9 protein-coding genes are annotated in these 15,186 nt (G+C 43.8%); 3 read left to right on the forward strand and 6 right to left on the reverse strand.

The window, feature by feature from the left end; genetic code table 11:
- Window positions 1-47: 47 nt before the first annotated feature.
- Entirely contained in the window at window positions 48-1,571 is a 1,524-nt protein-coding gene (locus tag Q9G97_RS11375; protein ID WP_305898909.1) for a cryptochrome/photolyase family protein, read from the forward strand.
- A gap of 264 nt (window positions 1,572-1,835) precedes the next feature.
- On the forward strand, window positions 1,836-2,684 hold the full coding sequence (locus Q9G97_RS11380) for a Cof-type HAD-IIB family hydrolase (RefSeq protein WP_305898910.1): 849 nt from the start codon (window positions 1,836-1,838) through the stop codon (window positions 2,682-2,684).
- A gap of 87 nt (window positions 2,685-2,771) precedes the next feature.
- Here Q9G97_RS11380 and Q9G97_RS11385 read toward each other — a convergent pair whose 3' ends face one another.
- The 3 genes from Q9G97_RS11385 to Q9G97_RS11395 form a co-directional block, all read right to left on the reverse strand.
- A complete protein-coding gene (locus tag Q9G97_RS11385) occupies window positions 2,772-4,391 on the reverse strand; it encodes an AbgT family transporter (RefSeq protein WP_305898911.1) in 1,620 nt (539 codons plus the stop codon).
- 352 nt (window positions 4,392-4,743) lie between these two features.
- Window positions 4,744-4,941, reverse strand: a complete 198-nt coding sequence (locus tag Q9G97_RS11390; RefSeq protein WP_227680268.1) for a hypothetical protein — start codon at window positions 4,939-4,941, stop codon at window positions 4,744-4,746.
- A 48-nt stretch (window positions 4,942-4,989) separates the two neighbouring features.
- Entirely contained in the window at window positions 4,990-5,787 is a 798-nt protein-coding gene (locus Q9G97_RS11395) for a 3-oxoacyl-ACP reductase (RefSeq protein WP_305898912.1), read from the reverse strand.
- Window positions 5,788-5,983: 196 nt separating this feature from the next.
- Here Q9G97_RS11395 and Q9G97_RS11400 point away from each other — a divergent pair, with 196 nt between their 5' ends.
- Entirely contained in the window at window positions 5,984-7,093 is a 1,110-nt protein-coding gene (locus Q9G97_RS11400) for a PotD/PotF family extracellular solute-binding protein (protein WP_305898913.1), read from the forward strand.
- A gap of 98 nt (window positions 7,094-7,191) precedes the next feature.
- On the opposite strand, the gene Q9G97_RS11405 is transcribed toward Q9G97_RS11400, so the two are convergent.
- The 3 genes from Q9G97_RS11405 to gltB form a co-directional block, all read right to left on the reverse strand.
- Complete coding sequence (locus tag Q9G97_RS11405) at window positions 7,192-8,403, reverse strand: FUSC family protein (protein WP_305898914.1); 1,212 nt, start codon at window positions 8,401-8,403, stop codon at window positions 7,192-7,194.
- A 172-nt stretch (window positions 8,404-8,575) separates the two neighbouring features.
- The gene (locus tag Q9G97_RS11410; protein ID WP_305898915.1) at window positions 8,576-9,997 is read right to left on the reverse strand and encodes a glutamate synthase subunit beta; all 1,422 of its coding nucleotides are present in this window, start codon (window positions 9,995-9,997) and stop codon (window positions 8,576-8,578) included.
- 37 nt (window positions 9,998-10,034) lie between these two features.
- Window positions 10,035-14,498 (reverse strand): glutamate synthase large subunit, encoded by a 4,464-nt coding sequence (gltB, locus tag Q9G97_RS11415; protein WP_305898916.1) that lies wholly within the window; start codon window positions 14,496-14,498, stop codon window positions 10,035-10,037.
- Between the last annotated feature and the right edge of the window lie 688 nt (window positions 14,499-15,186).

A 15,186-nucleotide genomic window follows, 5' to 3' on the forward strand; every position in this document is an offset into this window, starting at 1 on the left:
ATAACCTCACTTATACTAGAATGTGTCGAATACATTAGGGGTATCTTATGAGTAAAAAAATCAGCCTAATATTCCCGCACCAGCTGTTTGCTGATACCTCACTTTGGCAAGATAACTGCTACCTGATTGAAGAAGATTTATACTTCACCCAATTTCCTTTTCATAAACAAAAGCTAGTGCTACATCGTGCCAGTATGAAAGTTTATGAGCAGACGCTGATTGATGCAGGTAAAAGCGTCACTTATATAGACTCCACTCATGAGCATAGCGACTGCCGTCAGCTAATTGCTAGCTTTATAAGTCATAAAAATGAGCCTGACAATGATGAAGCTATTGAAAAAATATACTGTATTGATGTGGTCGATGACTGGCTACGGATGCATATTCAACAAACCATATTAGACGCGGATATCGACTTTGATGTCTCTCCTACACCGATGTTTCTCAATCCTCTACCCGTCTATTGCGACTTCTTTCGCGATAACCGTTTGTTCCATCATGACTTTTATATCGAGCAACGCAAGCGTGAAAAGATACTGGTTGATGACGAAGATGAACCTATCGGTGGAAAATGGTCATTCGATGAGGATAATCGTAAAAAGTACCCCCGTAAACAGACGCCACCCGATGTAACTTTTCCTGAATTAAGTGAGCATTATGAAGAGGCAATAGATTATGTTGAGGATAATTTTAGCAAGCACTATGGTGAGATAAATTCAGATTTTCGTTATCCGACCACTCATGATGAGGCAGAACAGTGGCTAGAGAACTTTCTATCAAAGCGCTTTAAAGACTTTGGTAAATACGAAGATGCGATAGTCGATGACGAGCATATCTTGCATCATAGTCTGCTGACGCCAATGCTTAACACTGGCCTGTTAACCCCGCGACAGGTCATTGAGCGCACGCTTGAGTGTAGCGAAGAGTACGATATCCCTATCAACTCGTTAGAAGGTTTTATTCGTCAGATTATCGGTTGGCGTGAGTTTATGTATGGGCTGTATGAGTCCGTCGGTCGCAAGCAGCGTAGTACTAACTTTTGGGGCTTTACTCGCAAGATACCCAAGAGCTTTTATACCGGTGATACGGGCATCGTGCCTATCGATGACACCATTAAAAAAGTGCTTAAAACAGGTTACGCGCATCATATCGAGCGGCTGATGATATTTGGCAACTTTATGCTGCTGTGTGAATTTGACCCTGATGAAGTCTATCAATGGTTCATGGAGCTGTTTATCGATGCTTATGATTGGGTGATGGTGCCCAACGTTTACGGCATGAGTCAGTTTGCCGATGGCGGGATGGTCGCGACCAAACCCTATATCAGTGGTAGTAACTATATTAATAAAATGAGTAACTATCAGGTCAAATCTAAAAGTGAGTTGTTAGAGTGGGCAGCGATTTGGGATGGGTTGTTTTGGCGATTTATGCAGGTGCATCGTGAGTTCTTTAGTAAAAATCCACGCATCGGTATGCTACTCGCTATGTGGGATAAAATGGATAAAGAGCAACAGCAAGAGCACTTAGATAATGCCGAGCAGTTTTTGGCGAAGCTTGATAAAGAGGATTAGCAAGCGCTTCTAAAGCGATCATTTTACTCTCGTAGGGTGGGTTAGTTTTAGTATATTCTCGCAGAGAATGAAGATAAAACGTAACCCGCCAATGTTAACTGTTATCTAGACTATTTGTCAGATGACGCTTCGCTAACCCACCCTATACAACTGTCTGTTAATAAGTGCTGCATAAAGCTAAACCGCAAACATTACCTTATATGCACTTATCTATAGAGACTAACTATAGTAGTATTTGTATTAATAAAAAATAATAGGATTATTATGTTTACCGAATTTAAGTCCAGTGGAGCGCCGACAAATACTGCGATATCAACGCCAATACCAACGCCAAAAATTATCTTCTTTGATATTGATGATACCTTAAGTCGTAAGGGCGTTATTGCCGAGCATAATAAAGCGACACTAGAGGCATTAGCCAGCAGTGACATTAAGCTAATCATCTCTACAGGACGTTCAAGAGCGATCCTGCCGCCTGATATTTTGGCTTTGCTTGATGCTGACGTACTCGACGCTATTATCTGTATGAATGGGCAATACAGCTTTAATAAAGACGGTATTATCAGTCACTATCCGCTTTCAGACACACAAACCTCCAAAATTGTGCAGCTGTGCCAGACTAGCAAACTCATTCATAAATTTGACTCTGCAACTCATATTGCTTGGTCTGCTGAAAATGAGCGCTTACGTGAGTACAATTCAATCACGCCTAACTCAATTCTTGACCCTGATTATTATAAAACCAATACTGTCTATCAGTGCTCGGTATTCTTTAATAATCAAATCGATAAAATGCAGGACGTTAACTTTGCGCAAGACGAGTTAAAGCTCGTGCATTGGCATACGGTAGGCGCAGATATCTTGCCAGTAGATGCCTCAAAAGCACGTGGAATATCGGATGTTTGCAAATATTATGATGTAGACGCTAATGACTGTATGGCATTTGGTGACGGCATGAATGATCTTGAGATGTTTGACTTAGTAGGATTTGCAGTGGCGATGGGTGACGCGCAACCTGCCCTGAAAGAACGTGCCGACTTGGTCACAGGGACAATCGAAGAGTATGGTATTCAGGCGGTACTTGATCAGTTGTCTGTGGGGCAGAAGGTTTAATTTTGAGTCTTTTAAACGCCAATCTATAAACAATAGCCCTTGCTAATATTCGGCAAGGGCTATTGTTTATCAAGATAATTTTAGAAGTTATCTTGCAGGATAAAAGGTCTCAGAACCTGGCCCGACAGGCAGACCAAATACAAATACCCAAACGCAGAATAATATAACCCAACCAATCAAAAACGCAATAGAATACGGCAACATCATCGCCATCAGTGTGCCGACACCCGTGTTCTTTTTGTAGCGAATAGCTACTGCCATAATCAGACCAAAATAGCTCATCATAGGCGTAATGATGTTAGTGGTCGAATCACCGATACGATATGCCGCTTGGATCATTTCAGGGGCATAGCCTGTGAGCATCAGCATAGGGACGAATATCGGCGCAGTAATAGCCCACTGAGCAGAGGCTGAGCCGAGCATTAAGTTGACCATTGCACAGATTAAGATAAATCCAACTAATAAGAATGGTCCTGTCAGACCAATATCATTGAGGAAAGTTGCGCCTGCTACGGCCATCACTGAGCCAAGGTTTGACCAGTTGAAAAATGCAGTAAACTGCGCGGCAAAGAACACTAAGACAATATAGATACTGAGTGAGCTCATTGCATTGCTCATCGCATCAACAACGTCTTGATTACTTTTTATGCTGCCAGTGATTTTGCCGTAGATATAACCTGGTATCGCAAAAAATACAAAGATAAAGACAACTATACCATTCAAGAAAGGTGACCCTGAGACCAGTCCTGTTTCGGCATTACGCAGTACCCCATCAGCGGGTACAACTGTCCACGCGAGCAATAAGCAGAACACCAGCATACTGACGCCTGCCCATACTAGACCTTTTTTCTCAATCGCACTGACATGTTCAGCTTTCGTCTCTAGTATAGAAGGATCGTCAGCGTCATTTGGGTTGTATTCCCCTAAGCTTGGCTCAACGATTTTCTCAGTCACCAAATAACCCAGAGCACTGATTAGCACCGTACTTACGACCATAAAGTACCAGTTGGCTTCTGCACCAACGGTATAGGCAGGATCGATAATACGTGCCGCCTCTTGGGTGATTCCTGATAATAAGGGATCGACCGTACCTAGCAATAGATTAGCGCTATAGCCACCCGATACTCCAGCGAATGCTGCTGCGATACCTGCTAGTGGATGTCTACCAAGCGAATGAAATATAACTCCCGCCAGTGGTATCAATACCACATAACCAAGCTCCGCTGCGGTATTCGACATGATACCGGCAAAGACAATGGTAAACGTCACCATCTTTTTGGGTGCGTTTAACACTAGCCCGCGCAATGCGGCTGAAATCATGCCTGAGTATTCTGCAATACCGACCCCTAGTAACGCCACTAGCACCGTACCTAAAGGCACAAATCCTGTGAAGTTGGTCACTAAGTTTTCAACGATGCGTGCCAGCCCCTCGCCGTTTAGTAGATTGACAACCTGAATAACACCATCTTCGCTACGTCCTTTTGTACCCTCGGGTCGTGGATCAATGACTGAGACACCCAAGTATGAGAATAAGGCTGATAACACCAATAAAAGCACCGACATCCATACGAATAAAATCACAGGATGTGGCAATAAATTACCTAGCCACTCAACGCCCTTCAAAAAACGCTGCATACGTGAGCTTTTAGCTTCTACTTCAAAATTATTATTGGGCGAACTACCATTTGGTGAGCCATTTCCTTGCATAAATCATAATCCCTATCCGATGTTTGACTATTATCAGAACTTAGTAGAATTCTAAGCTCTGAACAAAATTTCGAATTTAATCATAATTTTTAAATAAAAACAAACTATTTTTATGGAATATAGAAACAATTAGTAATAAACAATATTGGTCTAACCGATGCGAAGGCAACTAAGCTATAAAAGTAAAGACCTATATAAATATAGGTCTTTAAAATAAGCGCGTCACTGAGGTTTATCTAATGGATAGTAGCTTTACACTATTGATAATAATACTGAAAGGTTAAGACGCTTTACCTGCGCTCCGTTACCAAATCATAGATCCAACTGCCAAGTTTATACAGACCTACAGCAATCAAAATAAATAGCAAAGCGGCCAGCAAGTAAGCCACGCTGGCATATTGGTCAGCCAGCCCATGGTAAACGCCACACCAAGATAGGTCTCCAGCGGCCAGCTTAATAGTGAGGTATCCATGCCTGTGTTAAAAAACACCATGATAGCGCATAGCCCTATGGCAGCTGTAATAATGCCCGCGATTTTACGATTACTCATATCTTCTCTTTAATATTTTTTTTCTAAAACTATCTTCTTATATAGCTGCTACGGCATGGTCAAACCACCGTCAACCGCGATAGACTGACCCGTAATGGCCGCACTTAAATCTGATGCCATCAGTAATACGGAATTAGCAAAATCGGTAACTGAGGTAGCTTGACGTAGTGGCGTGGTCGTTGCGATATAGTCAAATACTTCCTCTGTCGTCAAGCTACTGGCATCGGTCGTTTTTAGAAGTCCACCTGCTAACAGATTCACACGAATACCGTATTGCCCAAGCTCGCTCGCCAAATTACGGGTTAGACCAATCAGTGCAGATTTGGCGGTGGTATAGTCGTAATAAGTGACCACTGGGTTATAAACGAGATTGGTTGAGATATTGATAATCTTGCCCATTTTCTGGGTTTTCATTTGCGGCAATACCGCTTGAACGGTATTTACTGCGCCTTTGACAATGCCGTCAATCTGCTGCGAGAAGTGCGTCCATTGAACGGTTTCAATGCTAGTGTAGTCTGCGCTTGGATCGAACTGATAACTTGGCAAGGCATTATTCACTAACACATCAATGCGTCCAAAACGCTTGATCACTTCCGCTGCCATCGCCTGCATTTGAGTTAAATCAGACACATCACCACAATAAGCAAAAGCTTGCCCGCCAGCTTTCTCTATATCAGCGACTATCTTGTTCGCAGCAGCTTCACTATTGAGATAATTGACGCAAACACTTGCACCTGCTGCCGCCATTTGCGTAGCGATTTGGGCGCCGAGGCCACGGCTTGCGCCTGTCACGATGACGACTTTATCGGTTAATAATGCTGGAATAGTAGCTTGAGTCTTACTCATTATAATTGTCCTTAATTATAGTTGTGAATAGCTTATGCTTATAATTTATAATATAAAACAGCGCCAATCATAGCATGATTGATAGTTTCGAAATAAATCGACGATACATAGATAAAGATTCTTACCCTTTAAATGTTGCTAGATAATGACCATAAAGATATAAGTTTATTGATTTGTCTTATTTTGGAGAACTTTTTTGACCTTATTTTCTACTGACACCACGACTCGTAGGCTACCCAAGGCCTTAATATGTGCAGCTATTGGCTTAAGTTTAGCTAGCTGTAGCAACTCTAGTGATCCAGCGACAGATGGCGCAGCGGATAGTAATATCACGCTCAATCTGTATAACTGGTCTGAATATATGCCACAAGAGATCCTTGATGGCTTTGAGGATAAGACAGGAATATCGGTTAATTACACGACCTTTGATTCTAACGAAGCGATGTATGCCAAGCTCAAATTATTGGATGATTCGAGCCAGTATGATCTTGCTATTCCCTCGACTTATTATGTCGAAAAGATGGCGAAAGAGGATCTTTTACAAGAATTAGATAAATCTAAACTGAGTAATTTTAAGAATCTAGACACCTCATTTACCAATACTAAAGTCGATCCTGAAAATAAATACTCTATCCCCTATATGTGGGGCAGTACGGGCTTAGCTATTAATGGGGATGAAGTTGATCCTGCTACCGTGAATAGTTGGAATGATCTGTGGCGGCCTGAATATAAAAATCAGGTCATGCTGATGAATGATATGCGTGAAGTATTCGGCATGGCGCTCTTAACCCTTGGCTACTCAGGTAACAGCACTAACCCTGACGAGATCAAAGCCGCTTATGACAAGCTCACTACCTTAATGCCGAATGTCAAAACCTTTAACTCAGATGCCACGCGTATTCCCTATATCGAAGGCGAAACCAATGTCGGTATGACATGGAATGGCGAGGCAGTCATGGCAAATGATGAGGGCTTAACCAGCTTAGTTTATAAATACCCTAGCGAGGGCGCGATACTGTGGATGGACAACTTTGTAATTCCTAAGAACGCCAAAAACGTCGATGCGGCACATCAGTTTATCAACTATCTGTTGCAGCCTGAGAACGCCAAAATCGTTAGTGAAGAGATTGGCTATGCATCACCGAATATAGCGGCACGTGAGCTGATGACCGATGAAGTGCGTAACAACGCTACTATTTATCCCAGTAAAGAGACTTTAGCCAAAGCCGAGTTCCAAGAAGATGTTGGCGACGAAGCGTTGCAAGTGTATCAACAGTATTGGGATATGCTAAAAACGGGACGCTAAGCTTTAATATTGGCAATCAATAGAAAGTAAATATCAAAAAACGCTAACCGTTTATGGTTGGCGTTTTTTATGCTTAATCCGTTATCAGTAGAAGAGCCTTATAGATGCAAATCTGTCTCATGGCCTTGCTCTTTAATACGGCGCTGCTCACGGCGCTGATAGCTAATACCAGACGATGCAAACCACTTGGGTTTAGTCATCTGTAATAAGTCACTCAGCTGTTGTAGCTGTGTTTGCAACGTTTGAGTCAACCAAAAGTAACCTTGCCACTCAAAAGCTAATTGTTGCACGCTAGGGTATTCTGAGACGGCAATACGTGTAATAGGACGAAATACTTCGTCATTTGGGCTACGTAATACAGCAGCGATATGTTGCATCGCTTGCGTTAGCTCGTGTTGATAATGTATAAGCAATACATGATTGTCATCATCAATGCTAATATTAGCCAAACGTGGTGCCGCAGTTAGTAGCAAGTCGATCGTGCCAATAATATTGCGATGCATGCGCTGAATGGTCTCAAGCTTCTCTTTTTTTATGCCAGATTCACTCGCAGTTGCCGCAATATGTGGACGTACGGCTAAGAGTCGCTTGTTGATCTGCTGCAGCTCCGTGACCAACGTTTTATCGACAGGTATACCACTGACCGTAAAAGCAACTGGATTCATGTTCTGTACCGAGTCATCAACCTCTTCATCAGCACTATCAATATGATCGCCTACTCCAGCATAGAGATGACTACAAGACTCAAGATTACTCGCCAATAAGAACCGCCACATCAATGTTGATTTCAGTGGCAAAATCAAAGTCGCTGCTACCGCAACCCCAGTACCTAATAGAATATTTAAAGCGCGGTACATACCATCTTGCCCGATACTACTATGACCCAATTCCGAGACAATCATCAGCATGGTAATACCAGTCAATAAACCCGTATAACCGAGATTTCTAATAGCCATATAACCGATAATACCACTAAATATCCCTATAATAGCAAAGTCTATCCATAGCCACGTACCCACGCTGCGACTGAACCCTATAATGCCGATCGCAGCAACGATGCCTAACAGCGTTCCTAAAACTCGCTCTTTAGCCTTAGTATAAATGGCACCTTGAAATTGCAACAACCCCAAGATAATAAAAACGGTAATCGTCGTCCACTCGCCATGAGGAAAGCCACTAATAATATTGACTAAGAGAGCCAGTATAATGGCAATACCCAAACGTATTGCATGTAATATATCGGCGTGCTGATAACGCGCATAAGGCTCAAAAAGCGGTGCCGTCAATTGTTTCCAAGCAGTCGTTTTCACGTAAAAGTACTCTTTTTGTCATTAAGATAAATAAAAATATTAGGGTATACAACTACTTTTTAGTTGTCACTTAACCAAAAAATAACGCCTTTTACCTATTAAAAGATAAAAGACGTTACCTGTCTAAATAAAAGCTAGATCAATTATAAAGGTAAATCAATACCCTAGAAACTTAAACTTCTAAATAATCCAAAATACCCTCAGCGGCTTCGCGCCCTTCCCAAATAGCGGTCACTACTAAATCTGAACCACGTACCATGTCGCCACCTGCAAATATCTTTGGGTTTTTGGTCTGGAATTTAAAGGTTTGCACTTCAGGTGCGATCACTAAGCCTGAGCTATTCATCGCTACTTGCTGACTATCGAACCAATCGGCAGGACTAGGACGGAAACCAAAAGCCATAATAACCGCATCGCACGGAATGATCTCCTCAGAGTTAGGGATCGGTTCAGGGCGGCTGCGGCCACGATTATCAGGAGCGCCTAATTGAGTAGTAACCACTTTTACCGCATTGACCTTACCGTTTAAGCCAACGATTTCTATGGGCTGGCGATTGAATAAAAACTCAACCCCTTCTTCACGAGCATTGACCACTTCACGGCGCGAGCCTGGCATATTTTCTTCATCACGACGATAAGCACAAACCACTTGCTCAGCACCTTGGCGAATACTGGTACGATTACAGTCCATCGCTGTATCACCGCCGCCGAGCACCACTACTTTTTTACCCTTAAAATCAACGTATTCTGTCGGATCTTTTTCCCAGTCATTGCAGCGATTGACGTTTGCAATTAGGAAGTCTAGCGCGTCATGGACTCCTTCAAGCTCTTCACCAGCAAAGCCGCCACGCATATAAGTATAAGCGCCCATACCCATAAATACCGCATCATAATCGCGCATGAGCTCATCGATACTCACGTCAACCCCAATCTCAGTCTCAAGACGGAACTCCATGCCCATGCCTTCAAAGATGATACGGCGATTGCGCATGACGTCTTTTTCCATCTTGAATTCAGGAATACCAAAGGTGAGCAGACCACCAATCTCAGGTCTCTTATCAAATAGTACTGGCTTGACACCATTTCTAACTAAGATATCGGCGCAGCCTAAACCTGCGGGTCCTGCACCGATGATCGCGACTTTTTTATCAGTCCAAACTACCTCTGACATATCGGGACGCCAGCCAAGAGCAAAGGCGGTATCGTTAATGTATTTTTCGACATTACCGATAGTCACCGCACCAAAACCGTCGTTCAGTGTACAAGCGCCTTCACATAGACGATCTTGTGGACAGACACGTCCGCAAACCTCAGGCAGAGTATTCGTACGGTGGCACAGTTCAGCTGCCTGAAATATTTGCCCTTCACTCGCAAGCTTAAGCCAGTTAGGAATGTAATTATGTACAGGACATTTCCATTCACAATATGGATTACCGCACTCAAGGCAGCGATGTGACTGACTAGCCACTGCTTCGCTCTCAAGCGGAGTATAAATCTCCACAAACTCAGTAGCACGAGTGACGACGTCTTTTTTCATCGGTTCAAGTCTGGGTACTTCTAAAAACTGATAGTTATTCTCTAAGCGTTTTGCCATGATGTCATCTCTTATATAGTCAGTTTTAAAGGTCAAATTACTGCGGATCTGCCATCGTTGTTTTCAATAGATTTACGATGCTTGCCGCTTTTGGTTTAACCAAATAAAACTTGCGCACATAATGCTCAAAATCAGCCAATATGGTCTGACCCCATGCGCTATTAGTCTTATCGACATGGTTCTGTATCACCTGCTGTAAGTAGATACGATGCTCTTCGGTCTGCTCACTAGAGATACGATTAAGATCGATCAGCTCATGATTACAGCGATCAAAGAAGTCACCATCCATATCTAGTACATAAGCGAAGCCGCCCGTCATGCCCGCGCCAAAGTTAAGGCCTGTACGTCCAAGGATAGTGACAATACCACCTGTCATATACTCACAGCAGTGATCGCCTGTACCTTCAACAACGACTTGGGCGCCTGAGTTTCTTACCCCGAAACGCTCACCTGCGGTACCCGCTGCATAGAGCTTACCGCCAGTAGCGCCGTATAGACAAGTATTACCTATAATAGCGGTCTCATGAGCGACAAAGCTTGAATCCTTTGGTGGATAGATGACAATCTCGCCACCTGCCATGCCTTTACCAACGTAGTCATTGGCATCGCCCTCAAGCTCAATGTTTAGCCCACCTGCGTTCCAAACGCCTAGACTTTGACCTGCAGTACCTGTCAAATGCAAATTAATCGGCATATCGCTCATGCCCAGATTACCCCATAACTGGGCAATCTCACCTGAGATACGTGCACCGATAGAGCGATCGCAGTTGCCAATCGAATAGCTATAGTCGCCGCCCTGACCTTTACGAATGCTAAGACCCATATCGTTGATCATTTGCTCAGCGAGTAGACCTTTATCGAACGGCTCATTACGCTCTACTTGACAAGTTTGCGGCTTACCGCTAGCGGCAGGATGACTAAATAATAGCGGCGACAAATCCAAATGCTGCTGTTTAGCTGTAGTGCCCTCTAATACTTCAAGCAGGTCAGTACGACCAACCAGCTCCTCCATACTACGCACCCCTAAAGCGGCAAGCCATTCACGAGTTTCGGTCGCCACAAACTTAAAGAAGTTAATAAGCATTTCAGCTTCACCGATATAGTGCTCATCGCGTAATTCAGCTTTTTGAGTGGCAACCCCTGTTGGACAGTTATTGAGATGACAGATACGCAAATATTTACAGCCAACCGCGATCATCGGTGTCGTACCGAAGCCGAAGCTCTCAGCTCCTAAGATCGCCGCTTTTACCACATCAAGGCCAGTTTTGAGACCACCATCGGTCTGCACGCGTACTTTATCGCGCAGGCCATTGACTCGTAGCGACTGATGAGTCTCAGCCAGTCCAAGCTCCCATGGCGAGCCGGCATGATGAATCGAAGATAACGGCGATGCTGCTGTACCACCATCATAGCCTGAAATAGTGATCAGATCAGCATAAGCTTTTGCCACTCCCGTAGCGATAGTGCCAACCCCTGGACGCGAAACTAGCTTGACTGACACTAGGGCATCAGGATTGACTTGTTTAAGATCAAAAATCAGCTGCGCTAAATCTTCGATAGAGTAAATATCATGATGCGGCGGCGGTGAAATCAGAGTTACCCCTGGTACTGAGTAACGCAAACGGGCAATCAACGCATTGACCTTACCACCTGGCAATTGACCACCCTCACCTGGTTTTGCCCCTTGTGCAACTTTAATCTGCATGACTTCTGCTGAACGAAGATAAGCAGGTGTCACTCCAAAGCGACCAGAAGCGACTTGCTTAATTTTAGAGTTACGTAGCGTGCCGTAACGTACAGGGTCTTCCCCGCCCTCACCTGAGTTTGAGCGCCCGCCAATGGTATTCATCGCCATAGCGATTGATTCGTGCGCTTCAGGAGATAAAGCGCCAAGCGACATGCCAGCAGAGTCAAAGCGTTTGAGTATCTTGGTCATATCTTCGACGTCATCGACAGCGATAGGATTATCGGTCTTAAGCGCTAACAAATCACGTAAAGTTGCAATCGGACGACTATTGACGATATTGGCATAGTTACGATAGTTCTCGTAGTCGCCTGTACGTACGGCGGTATGCAAGCTGTTAATCACGTCTGGATTAAAGGCATGATATTCTTTATTAAAGACAAATTTCAATAATCCACCTTGATCGAGGGGCATACGGCGTTTATAGGCATTGGCAGCTAGCTGCGCTTGGTCTGCTGCTAAATCAGCAAAGGTTGCGCCTTTAATCCGACTTTGCACACCCTTAAAGCAAAGATTGACCACTTCCTCAGACAAGCCAACCGCTTCAAACAACTGTGCACCGCGATAAGAGACGATCGTTGAGATGCCCATCTTTGATAGAATTTTTAATAATCCCTTATCCAAGCCCTTACGGAAGTTAACCCGTGCTTGAATCGGATCGCCCAGTAGCTCACCAGTAGCGACTAAGTCATCAATAACGTCATAAGCTAAATAAGGATAGACGCAAGTTGCGCCAAAGCCGATTAGCACCGCTACTTGATGAGAATCACGCGCCAGACCTGTCTCAATAATTAAGTTAGCATCGGTACGAATGCCCTGTGCGATTAGATAATGATGCACTGCACCTGTAACCATAATAGCGTTGGCAGGTACTTTATCAGCGCTGATGTCTTTATCAGAGAGTACGATCAGCGTTTGACCTGCACGAATAGCGCTAGCCACTTGCTCGCAAATAGTAGTAATAGCTTCTGATAACTCTAAATTTAAATCATAATTTAGGTTAATACGAGCGATCCCAAAGGCAGGATCATCAAGGTTCTCAATCTGCTGCATTTTGCTAGCTGATAGTACAGGCGAGGATAAAATAATACGATGCGCGTCCATGGCCGTAGGCGCAAATATATTAGTCTGCGCACCAAGACAAGTCTGTAGCGACATGACGATAGATTCACGTAGCGGATCAATCGGTGGATTGGTCACCTGCGCAAACTGCTGACGGAAAAAGTCACCAACATGACGTATTTGCTGTGACAAGACCGCCATCGGCGTATCATCACCCATCGAGCCGACGGGCTCTTGACCGTTTTCGGCATTGGGGCGAATGATTTCGGTACGCTCTTCGTTAGTGACGTGATACATCTTTTGTAATGTTTTAAGAGGTATTCCACGACACGCCTGTGCGGCGATTTGCTCTTCAATGCGTTCATCATCACGAATACGTGTAGCCTGCTCACGTAACCATTTACGATACGGATGCGCTTTTTTGAGTAGCGTTGCTATGGTTTTATTATCCATAACTTGCCCTGTCAAAGTATCAATCACTAGCATCTGACCCGGTCCAACTCGACCTTTTGCCAGCACATCTTTTGGCGCATAGTCCCACACACCAATTTCAGAGGCTACCGTGATATAACCGTTCTTAGTGGTGACCCAACGCGAGGGGCGCAAACCATTACGATCGAGCATACAGACGGCATAGCGACCATCTTGAATGACCAGACCTGCTGGACCATCCCACGCCTCCATATGCTGCGAGTAAAACTCATAAAACGCGCGCAGATCCATGTCCATACTATCGACATTTTGCCATGCTGGCGGCACTAGAATTGACATCGAATGAAACAGGCTCATACCGCCCGACATCAGTACCTCAAGCATGTTATCTAAGCTTGATGAGTCTGAACCGGTGCTATTGACCAGAGGTGTCAGCTCACTTAGATTCGGCAGTTTAGCGGATTTAAGCTTCGGCGTACGCGCCTCAGCCCAATTGCGGTTACCGGTAATCGTGTTCAACTCACCATTATGCGCCAGATAGCGAAATGGCTGAGCTAATGGCCAACGCGGTAAAGTGTTAGTCGAGAAGCGCTGATGAAATACCACAATATGTGAGGCCAAACGCTCATCTTTTAAATCCGTAAAGAACGCTGGCAAGTCTGACGGCATCACCAGACCTTTGTAGATGATGGTCTGACAGCTCAATGAGCAAACATAAAATAGTTCATCATTCGTCAGACGTTGCTCGGCTTTTTTGCGTGCGATAAATAGCTTACGGTTAAAGTCATCAGCATTTAAGTCATCTGGTGCGTTGACAAATATTTGCTTAAAGCCAGGTAAAGTCTCACGCCCGATCTCACCAACTATATCAAGATTAACAGGCACATCACGCCAGCCTGCAACCGTCAAATCTTGCGCGATGATTTCCTCGCTTAAGATTTGCTCGCTATGCTCAGCTTGGTCTTTATCTAAGTTAACAAATACCATGCCAACGGCGAAGTTATCAGTAATGGCGAGGTGCTGCTCACTTGCGATAGCTGCAAAAAAGCTCTTAGGCGTCGCTAGCAGTAAACCACAGCCGTCACCCGTCTTACCATCAGCGGCGACACCGCCACGATGCGTCATACAGCTCAAGCTGTGAATAGCAGTTTTGACTAAGTCATGGCTGGCTTGTCCCTCAATATGAGCGATTAAACCAAAACCACAGTTATCAGAAAAGTCATCTGGAGTGGCCAGATGAGTGTGCGAGGAAATCATTGACATGGCTAATCCTTTTTAATGAGCAAGTAGCGTACGATCCAATGCAGATCGTACGCTCTATTACGCAGGCAGAACGGGCTAATACTTAATATTCCAATAAGCGGATTAATAGATGGTGAGATGAGCAGTGATATGCTATTTTACTATATTGACAAAAATACTTGTCAACTATTCATCTGATTAAGAGATAAACCACCTTGCAACAATGGCTTGAGAACTAATAGCTTATTTTATGCCTTTATATATAACAAATCGCTTGTTGCCGTAAGAACTTATTGCAGCAAAAGCTAGGCGATTATGGGCAGTCAACTCTCAAAACTCAGTTATTTGCCAATCGCTAAATATAGATATTAGACGCTCCATATTTGAGCGTCTCAATAGCCCAAATGAAGGGTATGAGAAGAAAAGAGATGTCTTATGCAAAAGCTTTACTCAAGTTTGCAAATGACAGCGCTTAAAAACGTTAGGGTATAGCGAAATATTATAAAACAGCTACATTAACCGTAATTTACGATAACTATACAGAGCGTCGCCTAAAGTTATATTAGTGAATGAGAGCAAAAAAATCCAGTCTTTTCTATAAACTGTGCTGATTTTATACTCTGTCCCAAGATTAGGGTAACATGGCAAACTTGTGCAAGTACTATATTTAATAGGTTTAGCGAGTTTAGCTGTGTCAATCGTATTCTTG

It is taken from the genome of Psychrobacter sp. M13 (assembly GCF_030718935.1).
In the GTDB taxonomy this organism is placed as follows: Bacteria; Pseudomonadota; Gammaproteobacteria; order Pseudomonadales; family Moraxellaceae; genus Psychrobacter; species Psychrobacter immobilis_G.